This window comes from Labrys sp. Lb11, assembly GCF_057554225.1.
Genome location: NZ_BAAJOT010000005.1, coordinates 160,253 through 182,106, shown reverse-complemented (window position 1 = coordinate 182,106; position 21,854 = coordinate 160,253). Strand labels below are relative to the sequence as shown.

14 protein-coding genes are annotated in these 21,854 nt (G+C 67.0%); 6 read left to right on the top strand and 8 right to left on the bottom strand.

Features of this window, described 5'->3' with window-relative positions; all coding sequences use genetic code 11:
- The first annotated feature begins 106 nt into the window (after positions 1-106).
- Positions 107-3,835, top strand: coding sequence for a vitamin B12-dependent ribonucleotide reductase (locus tag AC27L4_RS19490; RefSeq protein ID WP_487144023.1), 3,729 nt, complete (start codon positions 107-109; stop codon positions 3,833-3,835).
- Between the two features lie 878 nt (positions 3,836-4,713).
- Here AC27L4_RS19490 and AC27L4_RS19485 read toward each other — a convergent pair.
- The 5 genes from AC27L4_RS19485 to AC27L4_RS19465 form a co-directional block, all read right to left on the bottom strand.
- A complete protein-coding gene (locus AC27L4_RS19485) occupies positions 4,714-5,634 on the bottom strand; it encodes a S41 family peptidase (protein ID WP_487144022.1) in 921 nt (306 codons plus the stop codon).
- Between the two features lie 325 nt (positions 5,635-5,959).
- The gene (locus AC27L4_RS19480; protein WP_487144021.1) at positions 5,960-6,895 is read right to left on the bottom strand and encodes a nucleoside hydrolase; all 936 of its coding nucleotides are present in this window, start codon (positions 6,893-6,895) and stop codon (positions 5,960-5,962) included.
- Positions 6,896-6,921: 26 nt separating this feature from the next.
- The gene (locus AC27L4_RS19475) at positions 6,922-8,985 is read right to left on the bottom strand and encodes an ABC transporter permease (protein ID WP_487144020.1); all 2,064 of its coding nucleotides are present in this window, start codon (positions 8,983-8,985) and stop codon (positions 6,922-6,924) included.
- A 5-nt stretch (positions 8,986-8,990) separates the two neighbouring features.
- A complete protein-coding gene (locus tag AC27L4_RS19470; RefSeq protein ID WP_487144019.1) occupies positions 8,991-10,055 on the bottom strand; it encodes a quaternary amine ABC transporter ATP-binding protein in 1,065 nt (354 codons plus the stop codon).
- A gap of 37 nt (positions 10,056-10,092) precedes the next feature.
- Entirely contained in the window at positions 10,093-11,034 is a 942-nt protein-coding gene (locus tag AC27L4_RS19465) for an ABC transporter substrate-binding protein (protein ID WP_487144018.1), read from the bottom strand.
- Positions 11,035-11,192: 158 nt separating this feature from the next.
- On the opposite strand from AC27L4_RS19465, the gene AC27L4_RS19460 reads away from it, so the two are divergent.
- Positions 11,193-11,780, top strand: coding sequence for a TetR/AcrR family transcriptional regulator (locus AC27L4_RS19460; RefSeq protein WP_487144017.1), 588 nt, complete (start codon positions 11,193-11,195; stop codon positions 11,778-11,780).
- A gap of 277 nt (positions 11,781-12,057) precedes the next feature.
- Positions 12,058-12,597 (top strand): DUF2569 domain-containing protein, encoded by a 540-nt coding sequence (locus AC27L4_RS19455; protein WP_487144016.1) that lies wholly within the window; start codon positions 12,058-12,060, stop codon positions 12,595-12,597.
- A 56-nt stretch (positions 12,598-12,653) separates the two neighbouring features.
- Here the strand turns inward: AC27L4_RS19455 and AC27L4_RS19450 are convergent, their stop codons facing one another.
- A complete protein-coding gene (locus AC27L4_RS19450) occupies positions 12,654-13,007 on the bottom strand; it encodes a COG4315 family predicted lipoprotein (RefSeq protein WP_487144015.1) in 354 nt (117 codons plus the stop codon).
- A gap of 437 nt (positions 13,008-13,444) precedes the next feature.
- On the opposite strand from AC27L4_RS19450, the gene AC27L4_RS19445 reads away from it, so the two are divergent.
- Genes AC27L4_RS19445 through AC27L4_RS19435 form a run of 3 tightly spaced genes read left to right on the top strand, consistent with a single transcriptional unit; the run spans position 13,445 to position 17,051 of the window.
- On the top strand, positions 13,445-14,701 hold the full coding sequence (locus AC27L4_RS19445) for a paraquat-inducible protein A (protein ID WP_487144014.1): 1,257 nt from the start codon (positions 13,445-13,447) through the stop codon (positions 14,699-14,701).
- Complete coding sequence (locus AC27L4_RS19440) at positions 14,698-16,473, top strand: PqiB family protein (RefSeq protein WP_487144013.1); 1,776 nt, start codon at positions 14,698-14,700, stop codon at positions 16,471-16,473. Before AC27L4_RS19445 ends, AC27L4_RS19440 begins: the two co-directional genes overlap by 4 nt.
- Entirely contained in the window at positions 16,473-17,051 is a 579-nt protein-coding gene (locus AC27L4_RS19435) for a PqiC family protein (protein ID WP_487144012.1), read from the top strand. Before AC27L4_RS19440 ends, AC27L4_RS19435 begins: the two co-directional genes overlap by 1 nt.
- A 390-nt stretch (positions 17,052-17,441) precedes the next feature.
- Here AC27L4_RS19435 and AC27L4_RS19430 read toward each other — a convergent pair whose 3' ends face one another.
- Both AC27L4_RS19430 and AC27L4_RS19425 read right to left on the bottom strand, forming a co-directional pair.
- Positions 17,442-20,549 carry a DEAD/DEAH box helicase gene (locus tag AC27L4_RS19430; protein ID WP_487144011.1) on the bottom strand — a complete coding sequence of 1,036 codons (3,108 nt, stop codon included), beginning with the start codon at positions 20,547-20,549 and terminating at the stop codon, positions 17,442-17,444.
- The gene (locus tag AC27L4_RS19425; RefSeq protein ID WP_487144010.1) at positions 20,549-21,844 is read right to left on the bottom strand and encodes an EH signature domain-containing protein; all 1,296 of its coding nucleotides are present in this window, start codon (positions 21,842-21,844) and stop codon (positions 20,549-20,551) included. The genes AC27L4_RS19430 and AC27L4_RS19425 overlap by 1 nt, the downstream gene beginning before the upstream one ends.
- Positions 21,845-21,854: the final 10 nt, after the last annotated feature.

Here is a 21,854-nt window from a genome sequence, read left to right as displayed (position 1 = left end):
CAGGGCACAAACAGGGGTTGGACCGGGCCGGGCTCGAGGGCACGGCGCGGCTGTCCGCGTCGCTTGATCGCCAACGCGGTAACGAATTGATTTGGGGCAAACGATTATGCGGATCGAACGGCACTACACCGAGGCAGGCCAGTCTCCCTATGCCCGGATCGCCTTCCGACAGGCGACGAGCGAGATCCGCAATCCCGACGGCTCGGTGGTGTTCCGCCTCGAGGGCATCGCCGTCCCCGAGGCCTGGAGCCAGGTCGCGGCCGACATCCTCGCCCAGAAATATTTCCGCAAGGCGGGCGTGCCCGCGCGCCTGAAGAAGGTCGAGGAGAACGCCGTCCCCTCCTGGCTGTGGCGCTCGGCGGCCGACCAGAAGGCGCTCGCCAAGCTGCCGGAGAAGGAGCGCAGCGTCGGCGAGACCGATTCGCGCCAGGTGTTCGACCGCCTCGCCGGCACCTGGACCTATTGGGGCTGGAAGGGCGGCTATTTCGACACGGAGGAGGATGCCCGCGCCTTCTTCGACGAGCACCGCTACATGCTCGCCATGCAGATGGTGGCGCCGAACTCGCCGCAATGGTTCAACACCGGCCTGCACTGGGCCTACGGCATCGACGGCCCGGGCCAGGGCCATTATTACGTCGACTTCAAGACCGGCGAGCTGACGCTGTCGGACTCGGCCTATGAGCATCCCCAGCCGCACGCCTGCTTCATCCAGTCGGTGGCCGACGACCTCGTCAACGAGGGCGGCATCATGGATCTGTGGGTGCGCGAGGCGCGCCTGTTCAAGTACGGCTCGGGCACCGGCTCCAACTTCTCCGCCCTGCGCGGCGAGGGCGAGCGGCTGTCGGGCGGCGGCCGCTCCTCCGGCCTGATGTCGTTCCTGAAGATCGGCGACCGCGCCGCCGGAGCGATCAAGTCCGGCGGCACCACCCGCCGCGCCGCCAAGATGGTGGTGGTCGACGCCGACCATCCCGACATCGAGACTTATATCGACTGGAAGGTGCGCGAGGAGCAGAAGGTCGCCGCCCTCGTCACCGGCTCCAAGACCGTGCAGAAGCACCTCAAGGCGGTGATGCGCGCCTGCGTCAACTGCGAGGGCCCGGGCGAGGACTGCTTCGACCCCGAGCGCAACCCGGCGCTGAAGCGCGAGATCAAGGCGGCCCGCCGCGCCCTGGTGTCGGACAACTACATCAAGCGCGTCATCCAGTTCGCCCGCCAGGGCTACGAGGACATCGCCTTCGACACCTATGACACGGACTGGGACTCGGAGGCCTATCTCACCGTCTCCGGCCAGAACTCGAACAATTCCGTGCGCGTCGACGACGCCTTCCTCAACGCGGTCGAGGCCGACGGCGACTGGGAGCTGAAGGCGCGCATCACCGGCAAGACGGTGAAGACGCTCAAGGCCCGCGACCTGTGGGAGAAGATCGGCCACGCCGCCTGGGCCTCGGCCGATCCCGGCATCCAGTTCCACTCGACGATCAACGACTGGCACACCTGCCCGGTCTCGGGGCCGATCCGCGCCTCGAACCCGTGCTCGGAGTACATGTTCCTCGACGACACGGCCTGCAACCTCGCCTCGCTCAACCTGCTCGCCTTCCGCAAGGCCGACGGCACCTTCGACATCGCCTCCTACGAGCACGCGGTGCGGCTGTGGACGCTGGTGCTCGAGATCTCCGTGACGATGGCGCAGTTCCCGTCGAAGGCGATCGCCGAGCTCTCCTACCGCTATCGGACGCTGGGCCTGGGCTACGCCAATATCGGCGGCCTCCTGATGACCTCCGGCATCCCCTATGATTCCGACGCCGGCCGCGCCCTCGGCGGCGCGCTGAGCGCGATCATGACCGGCGTCGCCTACGCCACCTCGGCCGAGATGGCCAGGGAGCTCGGCCCCTTCCCCGGCTACGAGCCGAACCGGGAGGCGATGCTGCGCGTCATCCGCAACCATCGCCGCGCCGCCCACGGCGAGGCCGCGGGCTACGAGGCGCTCGCCACCAATCCGGTGCCGCTCGACCATGCGACGCTGGCGAAGCTCGGCGACGACGGCGCCCGCCTAGCCGAGCATGCCCGCCTGGCCTGGGACAACGCCCTCGCCCTGGGCGAGGCCCACGGCTACCGCAACGCCCAGGCGACCGTGATCGCCCCCACCGGCACGATCGGCCTGGTGATGGACTGCGACACCACCGGCATCGAGCCCGACTTCGCCCTGGTGAAGTTCAAGAAGCTGGCCGGCGGCGGCTACTTCAAGATCATCAACCGCGCCGTGCCCGAAGCGCTGCGCACGCTCGGCTATCGCGAGCACGAGATCGCCGAGATGGAGGCCTATGCGGTCGGCCATGCCTCGCTGCGCCAGTCGCCGGTGATCAACCACACCGCCCTCAGGGCGCGCGGCTTCACCGAGGAGAAGCTGGAGGCGCTGGAGAAGGCCCTGGCCTCGGCCTTCGACATCAAGTTCGTCTTCAACAGATGGACGCTCGGCGAGGACTTCCTCACCGGCGCGCTCAAGGTGCCGGCCGAGAAGCTGAGCGATCCGGCCTTCGACCTGCTCACCCATCTCGGCTTCTCGAAGTCCGACATCGAGAAGGTGAACGTGCATGTCTGCGGCGCCATGACGCTGGAGGGCGCGCCCTTCCTCAAGCCCGAGCACTATGCGGTGTTCGACTGCGCCAACCCGTGCGGGCGCCTGGGCAAGCGCTACCTCTCGGTCGAGAGCCATATCCGCATGATGGCGGCGGCGCAGCCCTTCATCTCGGGAGCGATCTCCAAGACCATCAACATGCCCAACGAGGCGACGGTCGAGGACTGCAAGTCCGCCTACCTCCTGTCCTGGCGGCTGGCGCTGAAGGCCAACGCGCTCTACCGCGACGGCTCGAAGCTGTCGCAGCCGCTCAACTCGCAGTTGATCGCCGACGAGGACGAGGAGGATGCGGTCGAGGAGCATCTGGAGCGCACGATCCCGGCCCGCGCCGCCCAGGTGGCCGAGCGCATCGTCGAGCGCGTGATCGAGCGGGTGGAGGTGACGCGCGAGCGGGCCAAGCTGCCCGACCGCCGCAAGGGCTACACCCAGAAGGCGATCATCGGCGGCCACAAGGTCTATCTGCGCACCGGCGAATATGACGACGGCGCGCTCGGCGAGATCTTCATCGACATGCACAAGGAAGGCGCGGCCTTCCGGGCGATGATGAACAACTTCGCCATCGCCATCTCGCTCGGCCTGCAATACGGCGTGCCGCTGGAGGAGTATGTGGAGGCCTTCACCTTCACCCGCTTCGAGCCGGCCGGCTTCGTCCAGGGCAACGACTCGATCAAGAACGCCACCTCGATCCTCGACTACGTGTTCCGCGAGCTCGCCATCTCCTATCTCGGCCGCTACGACCTCGCCCATGTGGTGCCGGAGGACACGGACCGCACCGGCCTCGGCGGCGGCGAGGCCGAGAAGAAGCCGACGCTGGCCGTGCCGGTGTCGAAGGGCCTGGTCCGCTCCAAGACCGAGCGCTTCATGGTGATGCCCGGCGGCGTCTCGTCCACGACCCTGGCGCCGGTGACGTCCGAGGCCAAGAGCGCCATCTCCGCCCTCTCCTCGGCCGTGGCCACGGCCCGCGGCAGCGTGGTGGCGAGCCCGGGCGCGACGGTCGGCGCCACGGCGCTGAAGAGCGAGCCGGCGGTCGAGGCCCTGCCCTGGCAGGCGCCGGCGAAGCCCGCCTCCGAGCAGCGCAAGGAGGCGCGCCTGCGCGGCTACGAGGGCGAGGCCTGCCCGGAATGTGCCAACTTCACGCTGGTGCGCAACGGCACCTGCCTGAAGTGCGACACCTGCGGCGGGACGACGGGCTGCAGCTGAGGGGGCGGGAGTGTATCCCACCCCGATTGAGTGTCTTCCACCCGATTTAGACGCACGGCGCATCCAAATTGGGTGTCGCAGCATCGGTTGAGAGATGCCTTCCACCGGGCGCCGTCAGCGGCGCCCGGAAAAGGCTGAAGGAACGAACTGGCAACATGCCAGACACGAAAAAAGCCGGAGCGATGAGCCCCGGCTTCTACTCGGCAGCACCAGCCAAGGTACTGGCGAGCGATGAACACGGTGAACCCGCGTCCTCTATTGGCATTTTGGACGTTCACGGATTCTCCGGCGTTTGTCGAGCGGAGCCTTGGCGCTTGTTGGAGCTATCAACATGGCTACTAACCCTCCCACGGGAGATGGCCACCGCAACGGTGCCGTGAAGGACAGATCTCAGACCTTCAATCCAAAGACTGAGACTTGGGTCAAGCGTGACAGCGACACTGGTCGCTTCATGGACGTCAAGCAGGACGGCACTCCGTTCAAGGGCGTCCGGAAGGAAAAGTGAAAACCGGGCGGCCGGCGACTCGGTCCTCGGCCGCCCATCCAATCAACGGACCCGAATTTTGAGCGGGCTTCCGGTGCCATTCCACTCATTTCCAATGAAGCGGCATGGAGGCTTCATTGAGATGAGGCCAATGTCGGCGCGCGGATCTCTACTGCGGTAGAGGTCCAACATCTGCCGGCGGCGCGGCTCGCCACGCGTCGAGCCACCGTGCCGAAGTCGGGCCCCCCTGGTTTCGCAACGCAGCGGCGCGTCTGCGGGCGACAGCGGCTTGAGCGGCACCGCGAGGGCGTCGCCCTGCCTGAAATTGCGCCGTCAGATCAGCACGAATGCCACCAGCAATCCGGCTTGATAAGCACAATCCCAGCGGACGCGGCTATTGCCGACTTGCCGACGGCGTAATCGGCTGGCCCATCGCCAGGGCCACGGCGGTTTCCTGAGCGGCCTCGAGCCTAGCCTGAACGTCAGGATGCACGCCAAGGCCGCCCCAGTTGTCACGCGTGACCGGGTTTTCAGCCCTGCCAGTCGGGACGACAACAAAGAGGTCGGAACCAAGTTCGCTCAGACCGCCCGGATTCGCGCCTCCGCGCGTCCTTTCGCCAACCACGGTCGCGCGCTTGAGCACCTGCAGGTCATAGGCGAACTCCTCACCCGCCGAATATGTCTTCGGGCCAACCAGCACATAGACGGGCTTGCCGAGGTAATGCACCGGCGTCGACGAGTTCCAGAACGACTCCGTCCTGAACGTCGAAGTCCCGCGATTGCGCCAGATGAGGTCGTTGATGTGAACGCGCTCGCCGGGATCGAGGAAGAAACTGACGAGGTAGGCGACGGACGCCGGATGTCCACCGCCGTTGTCCCGCATGTCGATGATAAGCGCGGCGGTGTCCGACACGCTGCGCATGGCGTCGTCGGCGGCCGGATCAAAGACCTCGGGTAGAGCGAACCGCGCCAAGTGAATGTATCCGATATTGCCGTCCAGTCGCCTCACCTCAAAGCCAGCATCCTCAGGCGCGGCAGGCGAAGGCTGGTTGCGGAACGGCGAACCGAAGATCACCCGCATATGGCCGTCCTTGGTGATCGCCTGGAGTTGCTCGGTCAGCTGCAGCGCAAACCGGGCCGGATCGGTTACGCCGGCATAGGCGTTCTCCCCCAGGGCCCTTTCCAGCGCATCCGCCGCCTGGACTCCCATGTCCGGGAACACATAACCTTCGCGCAACTCGGCGGCGATGCCCGCGATCGCCCTCCTCACCCCGGCCTGATCCAGCGGCGCGCTTTGCACCGGGTCGGACGTCACCCCAGCTCTTGCCGCAGATGGAACAGCCGTCAACGCGGAGATCGTCGCGAAGCAGGCGGCTATGAAGGGGGATCGACGGCGCGGCATATGGCTCTCGGCTACGATTGGAAGCACTATGGCGACTACCAGTCTTGGACAGATCCATGGCGGATACAACGACGCAGAGATCCTGAAATTTACGCCGAATCGGCCGACGCTGAAAAATTCGACCGCCTCCCCTCCAATGGTCTTTGCGGCTGGCGGGAGGGGCGCCACCGGCATCGGCCGCCCGGCGCTCCGACGCCGCCCAGCGGTCGATGCCCGGAAAAGCCGGGCAGCTCCCCGATCAGGCCGCCTCCCCGCCGTGCGCCCGCGCATGCGCCTGCAGCTTGCGGATGAAATCCTGCATGATCGCGTTGCGATTGATCGACCCGACATAGCGCATGAGGTGGCGCGTGCGATCGCGGCTGTAGCGCATCTCGCCGGTGAGCACGGGCGCGGGCATCAGCACGCTCGGCGCCCAGGCGGCGTCGAGGGCCCAGGCCACGGCGCCCATGTCCCAGATCTCCTTGGCCCAGCCGACATGGTCGTCGGAATAGGCCTTGAAGCGCATCGCCAGGAAGCGCCCGATGGCGCCGGCCGGCTCCACATAGCGCTCGATCTCCGGCACGGTGCTGTGCAGCATCGCGGTCACGCCCTCGCAGGGCACCAGCACGAGGGGCACGCCGCAGTCGAGCAGCACCTGGGTGCCGCCGACATCCTGCTGCAGGTTGAACTCGGCCTGGTGCGGCCAGTCGATGGCATGGCCGCCGAGCCAGACCACGACGATGCGGTCGACGATGTCCGGCGCGGCCAGCAGGGCCGAGGCGACATTGCTGATGGCGCCGATGGCGATGACGTAGAGCGGGTCCTGCGGCGAGCCGCGGCGGGCGCGGGCGACGAGGTCGTCGACGGCGGCGGCGGCGAGGGCGCGCTTGCCGGCCCCGACATAGCCGGTGACGCCGCGATGGACGAGCCCTTCATGCGGGATGCCCAGGCGCTCGAGCAGCGCCAGGATCTCCCGGTGGCTCAGCTCCATGCCGCGGCCGGGATCGTCGCAGGTCTCGTTGACGAAGGGCGCCGCATAGATCGCCTCGACGTCGAGCCGCTCCGGCGACAGCAGGGCGTGGACGATCGCGAACTGGTCGTCGATCTCGTTGTAGGTGTCGGTGTCGATCGCCACCCGGAGCCTGCCCGCGCGCGGCTGCAGCAGGGCCAGGCGATCGCATTCGCTGAGATGCACCGTGCTTTCCTTCTTCTGGTTCGTCGTCAGGTCGCGCGCAGATGCCCGGCGGCGGCGCGCAGCATCCGGTCGAGGTTGATGGCGGTGAGGCAGAAGACGATGCCGGCGGTGATGCCCAGCCCCGCATCGGCCTTGCCGAGTGCGATGTAGATTTGCTGCCCCAGCTCGGAGGTGCCGACGGTGGCGGCGATCGGCAGCATGGTGATCGCCGCCATCACGGTCTGATTGAGGCCGAGCAGCAGCGCCGGGCGCGCCAGCGGCATCTGCACGAGCAGGGTGCTCTGCGCCGGCGTGCAGCCGATCTGCCTCGCGGTCTCGAGGATGGCCGGCGGCACCGCCCTCAGGCCGGCCTCGGTGTAGCGGACGGCCGGCACGACGGCATAGAGCGAGATGGCGATCAGGCCGGCGAACTCGCCGACCTTGAAGAACATCAGCGCCGGGATCAGGAACACGAATTGCGGCATGGTCTGCAGCGCGTCGTTGATCGGCCTGAGGCCGGCCGAGAGCCAGCGATTGTGCGCGGCCAGCGTGCCGAGCAGGCCGCCGGCCAGGGCGCAGAGCACCACCGAGACGCCGACGAGATAGAGCGACTTGACGAAGGGCAGCCACAGCCCGGATGCCAGCACGAAGGCCAGGCTCGCCGCGGCAAGGAGCGCCAGCCTCGGCCCCGAGACCCGCCAGGCCGCCCATGCCGCGAGCAGGATCGCCGCCGGCCAGGGAAAGCTTACCATGCCGACATGGAGCAGGATCGCCAGCGACAGGGTTGCCGCCGCCGCGCCCGGCCTGCCGCGGGCGAGCAGGCGTGCAGCCAGGAGCATCGCGACGGCCGCATAGCCGGCGGTGACCGCCGGCGTCATCGCAAAGCCCCAGGTGGCGGGAAGCACCGCGCCCGCGAGCCCCAGCCGCAGCGGCAGCACGAGATAGTAGAGGACACCGTTCTTGATCGCCTCCAGCACGCCGGCGTAGCGGCCGACGAAGCCGAGCAGGGCTCGGTTCAGCACGCCGAAGTCGATCACGCCGCGCGTCTCGTTCAGGCCCTGCAGCAGGTCGGGCGCGGCCCAGCGCGCGGCGGCGCCGGCGCACAGGACGGCGAACGCCGCCGCCAGCACCCGCGGCAGCCCCATGCGGCGATGCCGGGCATCCCGAGCGCGCCCGTCGGCGAAGAGGCCGGCGGTGATGCGGTCGACGACGATCGAGATGAGCACGATGACCAGGCCGGAGAGCAGGCTCTTGCCGAGATCCGCTTGGCGCAGCCCGCTCAGCACCGCCCAGCCGACGTCGTCGAAGCCGCCGATGATCGAGGCGGTGATCACCATGCTCAGCGCCGCCATGGTCGTCTGGTTGATGCCGACCATCACCATCGGCCGGGCGGCCGGCAGCTCGATCCAGGCCAGGCGCTGAAGCGGGGTGCAGCCGGCCATGTCGCCGACCTCGGTGAGCTCGTGCGGCACCTGGACGAGGCCGCTCAGCGTGCAGCGCGCCATCGGCGGAATGGCGTAGACGGCGGTGGCGACCAGGCCGGCCACCGGCCCGAACCCGAACAGCAGCAGCAGGGGAATGAGGTAGGCGAAGGCCGGGAAGGTCTGCATGAAGTCGAACAGGAGCTCGACGGGGCGCCGCAGGCGCGGCAGCAGGAAGGCGCCGAGCCCCAGGAGAAAGCCCCCGAGGACCGATAGCGGCACCGCGAGCAGGACCAGCGCCATCGTCGCCATGCTCTGGCGCCAGAAGCCGGCGAGCACGATATAGGCCACGGCGAACAGGCAGAGCGCGAGCAGGCGCGGGCCGCCCGCCCTGAGCCCGAGCAGCATGACGGCGAGCGCCGTGGCCGGCCACGGCACGAATTGCAGGCCGCCGACCAGCGCCGCGAGGATCGCGGCGAAGGCCCAGGCGATCGCGGCGGTCAGCGGCAGGACCCAGGGTATGATCCCATCGAGGACGGCATTGATCCCGCCGGCGACGGGCAAGGTCCAATCCTGCGGAAACCGGGCCATCCAACCCCATCGAGTGCTCGCCGCGACGCAGGCGAGCACCGCGGCCGGGACGACCAGCGCCCGCAGGGCGGCGCGCCAGGACGGCTTGGCGGGCGACATCGCGGCTAGGCCCGGCCGCCGCGGGAGAGGCGGGCGACCGTGGCCGCCGTGACCTCGCCGACCGGGATGCCGGCCGCGTCCAGCACACCGACCGAGGCGCCCCCGTCCAGCACCAGCGGCACGATGTCCTCGACCGGCGCGGTGGCGGGAACGGCGCGCGCGGGCGGCGGGCCGCCGGACAGCGGCTGCATCACGTCGGCTGCCTTGATGACCCGCAGGATCGGGATGTCCCGCAGGAACTCGGCGATGTAGGGGGTGGCCGGCGCGAGCGCGATCGCGGCCGGCGTTCCCATCTGGACGATGGCGCCGTCACGCATGATGGCGATCCGGTCCGCCAGCCGGAAGGCCTCCTGCACGTCGTGGGTGACGAAGACGATCGTCTTGCGCAGCATCGTCTGCAGGCGGATGAACTCGTCCTGCATCTGCCGGCGGATGAGCGGGTCGAGCGCCGAGAACGGCTCGTCGAGGAACCAGACCTGCGGTCCGACCGCCAGCGACCGCGCAATGCCCACGCGCTGCTGCTGGCCGCCGGAGAGCTGGTTCGGAAAATGGCCTTCCAGCCCCTTGAGGCCGACCAGTTCGGTCATCTCCCGCGCCCTCGCCCGCCGCGTCTCCCTGTCGACGCCCTGCACCCGGAGGGGAAAGGCGACGTTCTCGAGCACGTCGAGATGGGGCAGCAGCCCGAAGTTCTGGAACACCATGCCCATGGCGTGGCGGCGCAGCTCGACCATCCGGCCGCGGCTGGCGGTCCCGAGATCCTCGCCGTCGAGCAGCACGCGGCCGCTGGTCGGCTCGATCAGCCGGGTGAGGCAGCGCAGGAGCGTCGACTTGCCGGAACCGGACAGTCCCATCAGCACGAAGATCTCCGCCTCGTGCACCGCCAGGCTGACGCCGGCCACCGCCGCGACATGGGCGCTTTCGGCCAGCGCGGCCCGCCGGCGCTCCCCGTCTTCCGGCAGGGACCGGACCGCCGCCATCGCCCGCTGCGGATGCGGGCCGTACAGCTTCCACAGATCCTCGCAGGCCAGCGCGACGCGGCGCTGCGCATCGGCAGAGAAAGCCTTGGTCATCGCCGATCTTCGCTCGCGCTCGAGGCCCGCATCGCGCTCACTTCTTCGCGTCTTCGATCCAGGGGGCCCATTTCGCGGTGTTGGCCTCGAGCCACCGGCTCACGACGCCGCCGATCTCCTGATGGTTGTGGTCGATCTCCATCATCATGGCCTGCTGGTCCCCGGCGCCGAGCTGGTAGTGCTTCATCAGCGCATAGGCCGCCGGCCACTTGTCGCCGAATCCGGCCCGCACGACCTTGATGACCGCGGACGGCAGGATGCAGCGCGCCCCGTTCTTGGGGTCGCAGGGCGGCATGTCGACCCAGTTGAGCTTCGACTGGGCGAGCAGCCAGTGCGGCGCCCAGAAGCGCAGGAGCAGCGGCTGGTTGGCCGCCAGGGCTGCCTGCAGCTCGGCGACCAGGGCGCCCTCGGACCCGGCGGGCACGGCGGTGAAGGGCAGCTTGAAATCCTCGATCTCCCGGGCGGAGGCGGTGTCCCAATCGGCGGGATAGTCGACCAGGCGTCCGTTCGGCAGGGTCTCGGCAGTCGCCAGGGCGGCGGCGCATTCGGGCTTCAGCAGCGCCTTCCAGTCCGGCAGCCCCGGGCAGACGGCCAGCGTCGCATCCGTATAGGCCCAGCCGTCGCGGGCGTTGAGCCCGAGGTCGCCGACCGGCTCGACCTTCCCGGCGGCGAGGAGCTTGGGATAGATCTCCCCGAGATTGTTGGTCCACAGCTCGGGGGTCAGATCCAGCGAGCCGTCCTCCATGCCGATCCATTGGGGGAAGCTGCCGGCGGTGACGTACTGGACGCGGTAGCCGAGCTTCTCCAGAAGCTGCCCCGCCACATGGGCGGTGATGTTCTGCCCGGTCCATTCGTTGATGGCGATCTTGATCGGGGCCGCGCCGTCGCCGAGCGGGGCCGCCCCGGCAATGCCATTCCAACCGCACAGCGCCGCCAGGCCCAGGCTCGCCGTCAGACAGATCGACCGGATAGAACGCACGCCACCCTCCTCTGTTTTGTGCCGCCCGGTGCTATAATCCAAACCGTCCAGCCGGTCTATAAAAACCGTCCGGACGGTCTGAGAATTCCGTTGCACTCTTGCGCGTTTCGAAGAAGGGTGGGCGCTGAGGAGGCGGGTTCGAATCCCCGATGACGAACATGCCGGCAGGACGCAGACGCAAGACGGGAGAGGAGATCCGCGCGACGATCGTCAGCGCGGCGACCCGCATCGTCATGGAGCAGGGCGCCTCGCGCATGACGCTCGCCGACGTGGCCAGGGAGGCCGGGATCAGCAAGGGCGGGCTCCTGCACTATTTCGCCTCCAAGGACGCCCTGATCCGCGCCATGATCGCGGCCGGCCTCGACTCCTTCGAGGAGAAGACGACGGCGATGGTCGCGGGCGACCCGACGCCCGGCTCCTATCTGCGCGCCTACATCACCACCAGCTTCCCCGCCGAACGCGCCGACGACATCGCCGCGGCCATGATCGCCGGCATCGCCACCGACCCGGACCTCCTGGCCGACTATGCGCAGGAGAGCGCCAAATGGTCCGACCGGCTGAGAAAGGACGGGCTGGACTACCTGCATGCCGAGGTGATCCGGCTCGCCGTCGACGGCCTCTACTTCAACGAGGCGATCGGCCTGCCCCCGCTCAGCCTGAAGGACCGCAAGGCCCTGCTGAAGCGGCTGATCGACATGACCCGGACCCAGCCGTCATCGGAGGGATCCGAGGCCTCGGGGGCGTGAACGGGGAACGGAAGAGCCTGGCGTGGTGCAGCACCGGCAGAGCCCGACCTCGGAGAGCGCCGGGACGGGCGGCTGCAACGAGGGCGGCCCACCCGGACTGCGGCAATGCTGTGCCGGCGCGAGCCTTCTTGGCCGGCGGGTACGGCCGCCCTTCACGAAACAGGAAATCCAGCCCCCTCCTTGCCGCACCGTCAAATGCGATGGGATTGCCACTGCCATCGCAGTGTCAAGCTGATGCCCGTTCGGCTATAGTCACCATCATGGGCAGGGGGGCATCATGGCCAATGCGGGCGACTCAATATCGGCGACAACACAGGCGCCGGACGGCCCGCGGGGCATCGGTGGCTGGCTGATCCTGCCGATCATCGGCTTGGTCTTCACCGTGGCGATGACGATATACAATTTGCACGACGTCATCGTCGAATGGGAAGGCGTCAAGGCCATCATCGCCGGCAGCCACCCGACGGCGGCAGCCTTGCGACTGCCCATCGGCGCATCCGTCCTTGCCGGCCTTGCCATCATGGGGCTGGCCGTTCTGTGCCTCTATCGCATCTTTACCCGCTCACCGGCCGTGCCGCGCCTGATGACGATCTTCTATATCGGGATGGTCGTGGCTTGCCTTGTGGACGTGCTGGCCGGCTACCGGATCGCCGTCTTGACGGAGACGCCGATGCCCCGCGATTCCATCAAGGACCTCATGCGGGCACTCGTCGTCTCGGCGATCTGGATTCCCTACTTCCATCGCTCACGCCGCGTCGCCAACACCTTCCGTACCCGGGAGGCCGCCATCGAGCGCCGGATCACAGAGGCCTTCTGACCTCGAACGACGCCGACAGCCGGCGCTGCTCTTCCGCGGCGTTCGATCGCATGACGCTATTCGGTGACGACGTGCCAGACGCCGCCGACGCCGTCGCCGGTCTTGTCGCCCTTCTTCTTGTCGGAGGCATAGAAATAGAGGGGCTTGCCGCCATAGGTCCACTGCAGCACCCCGTCCGTCCGTTTCACGGTGGCCCAGCCCTTCCCCATCTTCTCGCCGGCCTTGGCGGCATAGGGCGGCCATTTGGCGGCGCAGGCGGCATAGCAGGACGGCTTGCCGCCGACATCCTTGTCGAAGACATACACCGTCATGCCGTTCCCGGCGGTGAGCACCGATGCTGCACTCGCCGGCAGCGGTATCGCAAGAGTGGTGAGAAGCAGGGACGCTCCCAGAGCCAAGGCTTTCCTCATTTCGGCATCCTCCGTTCGACGGTCGATGGACCGAGCCAATGGGCCTCGCGTTGCCGTAAACGCCGCGCCGCTCCATTGGGTCCGCGGCCACGCGACTATTTTTACCTGTCGGGAGAGGCGGCAACGGCCCCCGGCGCCCCCTCGAGCCGGATTGAGATCGCCCGCCACCGAGCGCGGATGGGCTTTCACCTCCCCGTCTACGAGATGGTCGTCGGCATCTCACCGACAGCCAGCCCTTGGCTTTTCTCAGCTTATGCGGCACATGGGGCTGGAAGGGGCAAACACGGCGATACAACGGCCTGCGTGGGGTCTGCGGTCTCCCGCGGACGGCGCCGACATCTTCATCGACGGAAACGATATTGCCGCAAGGTCGGGGTTCTTTTTGTGAGTCGAGCGTGACGGTAACCGGCCGGGCGAACAGGGCGACCATCCCCCCGTTGCGCGCTTCCGCGCAGGTCATGGGCTGCCATGATTGCGGCCGGCTGCACGACGTGCCGCCGCTCACGGACGGAATGCGGGCGCGCTGTTCGCGCTGCGGCGCCACCCTGCAGTATTTCCGCTCGATCTCGATCAGCCACGCCTATGCCTATAGTTGCGCCGGCGCGATCTGCTTCGCCATGGCCAACTTCCTGCCCTTCATCAAGCTCGAAATATCCGGCCGCGTGCAGGTGGCCAGCCTGGTCACGGGCATCAAGGCGCTCTACGACCAGGGGCTGTGGGAACTGGCCGGCGTGGTCGCCTTCACCATGCTGGTGGCGCCGGCCCTGCAAATCCTCGCCCGCCTGATGGTGCTGGGCGGGCTCCAGCTCAGGCGCCCCCCGCGCGGGCTGCCGTTGCTCTATCGCGGCGCCAGCATGGTGGGTCGCTGGGCGATGATCGAAGTCTACATGCTCGGCCTCATGGTGGCCTATACGAAGCTGACCGATCTCGCCCAGGTCGTGCTCGGCCCCGCCGTGTTCGCCGTGGTCGGGCTGATGCTGGTGACGGTGGCGACCGGCGCCCTGCTGGACGACGAAACCATCTGGCGCAACTTCGAGCGCAAGGGCCTGGTCCCGCCGCCGCCGCCGGTCGACACCAGGCGTCCAACCGCCCTGTGCGAAGCCTGCGGCCTCGTCTCCAACCTGCCCGCCCCCGGCCACCACGCGGCCTGCCCGCGCTGTTCGGCGCCGGTTCACCCGCGCAAGCCCGACAGCATCACCAGGACCTGGGCCCTGGTGATCACGGCGGCGATCCTCTACATCCCCGCCAATCTCTTCCCGGTCATGACGGTGATCTCGCTCGGGCACGGCGCGCCCGACACCATCATCAGCGGCGTGATCGAGCTGGCGGATTCCGGCATGTGGCCGCTCGCCATCCTGGTCTTCTTCGCCTCGATCCTGGTGCCGGTGCTCAAGCTCATCGGCCTGGCGACCCTGCTCATCACCACCCAGCGCGGGACGATCTGGCGCCTGCAGGACCGCACGGTCCTCTACCGGATCATCGAGTCCGTGGGACGCTGGTCGATGATCGACATCTTCATGATCTCGATCCTGGTGGCTCTGGTACAGCTCGGCGAGATCGCCACGATCGAGCCGGGCGTCGGCGCCATCGCCTTCGCCGGCGTGGTCATCATCACCATGATCGCATCCGAATCGTTCGATCCGCGGCTTATGTGGGACACCCTGGACCGCCAAGAGGGAAAGAGGGGCCATTGAACGACTTCAACGCCTCCGATCGTGGCAGCGACCTGGCCGCGCCCGAAATCGAGCCCCCGCGCCGCCGGCTTTCGCCGATCTGGCTGGTCCCGATCGTGGCCGCTGCGATCGCGCTCTATCTGGGCTGGATCACGCTGTCGCAGAAGGGCCCCGAGATCCGGATCTCTCTGCGCACCGCCGAAGGCCTGGAGCCGGAAAAGACGCAGATCCGCTACAAGGCCATCGTCTTCGGCACCGTGAAGCACATCGAGCTCTCGCCGGACGGCAGCCACGTCATCGTCACGGCCGAGATGACCAAGGAGGCAGAACCGCTGATGCGCGACACCGCGCATTTCTGGGTCGTGCGGCCGCGCCTTTCGGCAAGCTCGGGCATTTCGGGCCTGTCGACCATCATCTCCGGCGTCTATATCGAGTTCGATCCCGGCAAGGGTGACAAGCCGGCCGACAGCTTCGTCGGCCTCGAAATCCCGCCGGTCATCCAGTCCGGCGTGCCGGGGACGGAATTCGCCCTCAAGGCCACGCAGATCGGCTCCACCGGCATCGGATCGCCGATCTTCCATCGCGGCGTCGAAGTCGGCCAGGTCCTCGGCTACGACTCCTCCGATATCGCCGCCGGCATCACCATCCGCGCCTTCGTGCGCGATCCCTATGACAAGGAAGTCCAGACCGGCACCAATTTCTGGAACGCTTCCGGGATCTCGCTCACCACGGGTCCCCAGGGCTTCCGGCTCCAGCTCGACTCCATCCAGGCCCTGCTCGCCGGCGGCGTCGCCTTCGACAGGCCGGCCGGCGTGCCGCCGGGCCCCCGCGCCGCTCCCGGGACGGCGTTCCCCCTCTACGCCGACCAGGCCAGCGCGGACGAAGCCAAATATTCGCTCCGCCTGAAATATCTCGTCTATTTCAACTCCTCGGTCGGCGGCCTCGGTCCCGGCTCCAACGTGGAGTGGCACGGCCTCAAGATCGGGCGGGTCGTCGACGTCACCCTGCAATATGACGTCGCCAAGAGCGCTCCGCGCGCGCCCGTGCTGATCGAGATCGAGCCGCAGCGCGTCCAGCTCGTCGGCGCCGACAAGGTCGAGCCCGGAGCCGTCATGAGATCGCTGGTTGCGAAGGGCCTGCGCGCCGAGATCAAGACCAGCAACTATCTGACCGGGCAGAGCGTGGTGTCGCTCGACATCGATCCCACGGCCGGACCTGCGGAGCTCGGCACCGGCGACGCCTATCCGGTGATCCCGACCAGCCCGAACCAGTTCGACTCCGCCCTGCGCTCGGTCAACGACATCCTCGACCGTGTCTCGAAGCTGCCGCTGGACAAGCTGGTGACTCAGGCCAACGACACCATGAAGTCGTTCCAGAATCTCGCCGCCGGACCGGAGATCAAGGAATCCCTGCGTTCGCTCGCCGCCACTCTCACATCCACGCAGGAGCTGATCACCCAGGCACAGCCGGAGGTCAAGGAGTCCCTGCGCTCGCTCGCCGCAACGCTCACCGCCGCGCAGGAGCTGATCACCCAGGCCAGGACGGATCTCGGCCCTGCAATGCAGAAGCTGCCGCCGGTGCTCGATACCGCCCAGCAGTCGATGAAGCGCATCAATTCGACCTTGAGCTCCTTCGACCAGGGCTATGGCGCCTCGTCCAGCTTCAAGCGCGACCTGACGCGCCTGATGTCGCAGCTCGACGATGCCGTGCGCTCCATCCGCGTCCTCGCCAACTATCTCGAGCAGCACCCCGAATCGCTGATCCGGGGCAAGACCACCACAGGAAGCGACTGATGCCGTTCCTTTCCCGCAGGCCTCCCGCCCGCCTCGCAGCCCTGCTGGCCCTTGCCCTGCTCTCGGCCTGCGCTTCGCCGGCTGCCAAGATCTACACCCTCGCCGCACAGGGCGGGCACCCGGTGGCGGGACGACCGGTCTCGCTGTCGATCGAGACGGTCGACATTGCCAGATATCTCGACCGCCCGCAGATGGTGCGCCGGTCCGGCGACGTCCAGCTCGGCGTCTCCGAGTTCGAGCGCTGGGGCGAGCCGATGGGCAGCATGGTCCAGCGCGTGCTGGCCGAGAATCTGCGCCGGCGCCTGCCCGCCGGCTCCCTGGTGACGACCAGCCGCACTGTCTCGGGCACCGAATCCACCACGCTGGAACTCGCCGTGAGCCGTTTCGACATCAACGCCGAGGGCATGGTGGTGCTCGAGGCGCAATGGCGGCTGCATTATCGCGGCGGCGGGCGCAGCGCCGCCGCCCAGGCCAATATCACGGTCCGCCAGAACGGCACCGACACCGCCGCCCAGGTCGAGGCGATGAGCGCAGCCCTCGACCAGCTCGCCGGCCAGATCGCCCGCAAGCTGGGCTGAGGCGGCGGCGCCACACCGAACCGTGGCCGTGCGAACGAGCCGCCTGCGGTGTCCAGGCGCGCAGCGTCATCGGGGACAACGCGCCCAGAGCCCGCCGGGCCGTGAGCGCGCACGCCTCTACGACCAACTCCACACGAATGCCCCCATCACCACGACGATGATCGCGGCACAGAGCACCCAGTGCTTGGCCGTCCAGTTGTGCATGATCACGCTGTTCCCCCTGCCCCGGACCTGCCACACGGGGCCACGAAGCACGGGCATTGTGGAGAGGTCGGGGCCGCCGGTCCAGCCCTTCCGGCGGGGCGGCCGCGCCGAAACCGGGCCGCCACTCGACCAAACCTCGCCGACCATACCCGCCCCGGGGTGAGCAACGACATCGGCAGGACTTCGTCACCTGAATTGCACGGAGCCGTCCGGCTCCACTTGTGCGGGAGAGAGTCCGTCTCGCAGGAAGAGGGCGTCGATAGCAGATCGGACAGCATCTTCGTCGATTCTGACGCTCTCCGCTTCCAGCATCTTCCGCAGCTCCGTGACATCCCCATCCGTGTCTCCCATCGGCCAGAGGGCGGAACTCGCCAGCTTGCGTTTACGCTGCATTAGGCTCTGGAGGAGGCAGTCAAACGAGTTCTCGCGATAACCGGGGTGGATCGCCATTGGTATATGGATGCTGACAGGATGCGTCTGCCCAAGGCGGTGGACACGGTCGTTGCACTGTTCCTCCACCGCGGGGTTCCACCACCGTGAAAGGTGAATAACGTGCGTGGCCGCCGTCAGCGTGAGCCCCACGCCAGCCGCCTTGGGGCCGAGGACGAGAATATCGAAGCCTCCATCCTCCTCCACATGGCGCTGGAAGCGATTCACGATCGCCTGGCGCTGAGGAATGGGCGTTTCGCCATTGATGACGTCGATCCGGTTCAGCTTGAACTGCGCGCGGGTCAACTCAACGAAGCGGTATTGCATCTGCCGGTGCTCGATGAACACCAGCGCCCGCTCGCGCCTTGCTGCGATCCGCCCGAGGATCTCAAAGGTCGCCGAGAGGCGCGCCGAGGCGCCGATGAAGTCGGCGTCAGCCTCCTTCCCGTCCAAGCTCGGATGGACGGAGACTGAGCGGATGTGGTGCAGCATCTTCAGCGCCGCCCCCAAACCGCCCCGCGCCAGCTTGAGCCTTGCATCTTCGTAGACCGAGGCTTGTCCCGTCGGCATCAGGCGCGGGTGAAGACGCCGCGTCTTCTCCGGCAGATCACGAGCGACCTGATCCTTCGTCCGTCGAAACGCCAGGGCTGGACGCCCCTGTGCCGGTTTGAAGACCCGGCTGTACAGGTCGGCCATGTTGGTGTTATCGGGCGTGCCATAACGACCGCGAAAGTCCTTGAGGCTTCCCAGCGCACCGGGTGTGAGTTGCTCCATCACCGCCCACAGATCGACCACGCTATTTTCGATCGGCGTTCCCGTGAGCCCGATGCGGAAATTGGCTTTCATGAACAGGCCAGCCTGCGCCCGCAGGCTGGCCGGGTTCTTCAAGGTCTGGATCTCGTCGAACACCAAGGCGCTGAACGGGATGCGCCCGAGCGAATGCTGATAGTTGGTGAGGGTCGTATAGGTTGTCAGAACCCAGAAGCGGTGGGCGCGCCTCTCCTCGATCGCCTCGGTCAGGAAGGCAAGGTCGAGCTTCATCTCGCCGCTCTCGATGTCACGGCCTGACTTTCCCGTCATCTTCCGGCCTGAAACGGCGCTTCCATAGAGACGGATGAGGTGCCCGAGGCCCGGCTCCTCGACATGACGCACCACTTCCTGCTCCCAATTCTCCAAGAGGGAGGTGGGTGCCACAACCAGCACGGGGCCACGATCCGCCGCGCCGGTTGTGGCCATATGGGACTTCAGCCAGACCAGGAATGCGATCGTCTGGAGCGTCTTTCCCAACCCTTGCTCGTCGGCATTCAGGAAGCCGGGGAGGCCGGCCTGCCAGGCCGCCACCTGCCAGCCGAAACTGTCCACTTGGTGCGGCTTCAGAGGTGTGCGGATACTATTCGGCACGGTCACCGGAACGAGCGCCTTGCGAGGCTGGATCTTCGCATGCCACTCGATCTCATCAATGTTGACCTTGCCGTCGAGGACATAGGGTCCGGTAGGCTCGGGACGATCGTCCCGACCGCCATCGTCTTCGTTGGATCGGTCTGTCTTCGTCGCGAGATAGGCGTCGATCGTCGCCACTGTCTCCGGTCTTGCCGGCAGGTCGATCCCTCCCAGCGGAACCGTCTCCTGCCCCTGCTCGATCGCCCCTTCAATGTCCTTTCGCAACGTTTCCAGTGTGGTGGTCGAGCAGTTGCTGAGTGCATCTGCGAGCCGTCGAGCGAATTGTTCGGGAAGCCATGTCGTCCCGCTGCCTGCAATCGGCCCGAGGTCCGGCTTCTCGAAAATCTTGACGCCCGTCACGCGCTCGGAGAATTCCCGTGTCTCGATGAAGACCGGGCCGGCGGCCGCCTCGATAGCCTCCTCTTCCGCTGCGGGGCTGAGATTGTCGAGATGACCGTCTTTCCGAAGGGTCGCTTCCACGGCCTCGGCGATACGCGGGCGTGGGTTCCTGACGAAGGCGGCGCGTTCGGCCTCCGGCGCACGCTGCATTTCCACCATCACGCCGAGCGCTGGGAGCGCCATCCGGTCTACGACAAGGAAGCTGCCAGGCCCCAACCGATAGGCGGGGACCGCGCCTCGCTCACGCACCCGCTTCTGGAACAGGCTCAGATCCTGCCCGACGAGTTCGCTCTCCTGCGCCGAAACGTCGCCGTCCCCACGGCCCTCACCGAGCTTCTTGCCTGAAAAGGGCAGGACTTCGAAGTCGGTGGCATCAGCAGTGGGAACGATCGACAGACGATCGGCCACCCGCACCTGCAGCCCCGACAGGAAATCGGTCATCGACACCCTGCCGGCGTGGTCGGGGTCCCCGATCCGCACGCCGGGATCGAGCGCTTGGCGGAAGCGCGACAGGGCGCCCCAGTGATCGATGTCACTGCCACCCGCCTGGAGCGTCTCGGCGACCTCCACGGCCTCCACGAGCCAGAGTGGCAGGCGTCGCAGTCCGCCCGACGTCTCAAGCATAGCCCCTACCCTGCGAGGCAGCTGGCGCTGGCCGTTCTTGAACCACTCCGCCTTCAGCCGGAAATGCGGAGAGCCAACAAGGCCCTCCGCATCCGTCCTCAGGGTCAGGTCGACGATGGGCGGCAAGCCAAGAACCTGCGCTGCTTCGCCTGGCAACGCCGCGGCGAGGCGGTGGGAAAGGCAGATCTGATCTGAGCCAATCTCAAATTCCTCGGAATTTTCCTCGGCCAGTGCCCGCAGGTCAGCCAGGGCGATAATGAGTTCGCGGTCGGAAACCGGCAAATGCGCGAGATCACGCTTTCGGCCGCGAGCGAAGAGTCGCTGGAGAAGCCTGTCGCGCGGCTCCTTCAAAGTGAGGCGAACGTCGCGCTCGTCAAAATAGAGATCGAACATCGCAGCCATCAAACCCGCTCAAGCACCCAACCCTGCCAATCCCCCTGGTGGGACTTCGTCTCGGAACCGCCCATCCCACGGATCATCTCGCAATCATAGTCCGTTTGATACAATCTCGGGGCGCGCGGATTGTTGTCCTTAAAGATATGGACTTTATAACTGTGCGAACCTTCGACGATAACCTTATTTCCAATCTTCATAATTAAGAGAGATGTATCAGTGCGGCTTCCGCCGGCCATCTGGCGTCCATAGCTCAACAGGCTTCTGCTGCCTCTGGAACGGAGCTGCCGTTGCGCATGGCGGACCCCACTTGAACTGAAAGCCACCCAGGCGGCGTCGATCCGCTTTTGATCGTGCAGTGACAACCAGAACTTCCGCCTCGGCTCCCACATGTGGCTTTCTTCCACGGCGGAAACGACATCGAGGAAGAAGCGGATGTTCTCTCCGGTCAGCCACCGCATCATCACCGCGAGATGCCTCTCAGGCACTCCGGCCCAGGCCCCGCCGCCGCTCACGCGAGGATCGCCGTAGAGGCCGATCAACGTTTCGGTGATGAACGTCAACTCAGCTTGCGGCGGATCGCCTGTGAGCCATGGGGCCAGTATCGCTCTGATCGCCTCGTCCGCTCCACTCGCCCTCACGCTCTGGCCTTCCGGTTTGAGCCAGTTGAAGAGCCTTTCAAGGGCAGACCGCTTCGTCAAGCCGGGAGCAAGTTTGCGGACATAGTCGAGATGCGCATGATCCATCAGGCCCGGCGCGTGCGGGGCAAGGAGTCCGATTTCCTTGAGGCCGATCCAGCAATCGTCCATCGTCACCATCTTGTCCGCGATCGCTTCATGCGCGCGAGCCGGATCAAACAGCGCGGGGATATGGCGCAGGAGTTGTTGCCCCATTCCGCCGATGCCCGCCCCGGCGCTCGTGAGCGCGGCAGCAAGTTCGCGTGTGTGCGGCGCGGCGGGTACATAGGTAGCCACATAGACGGACACCATTGAGGCGAGGAACGACCGGCGGGTCGATACCCTGATCTCGGCGTAGTAGAATTCACGCAGCCCGTGAAGATCGCGCCGAGCTCGCAGATCCTCATGGAACAGGGCTCGCGCCCCCGAGGTCACCAGTGACATCGGCGTCCCCTCCCACTGGTCCGCCTCCTGACGTCGTCGAACCTCCTGGACGAGGCGCTCGCGGTCCTTCTCCGGCGGATTGGCCACGACGTCGGGCCATCGGCTCAGGATTCTCCCTTTCGTTGCTATCAGCGCATTCAGAGCTGGAAGGGCGGGCGCCTCGAAATCGAGGAGCTTGGTCAAATCCCTGGTC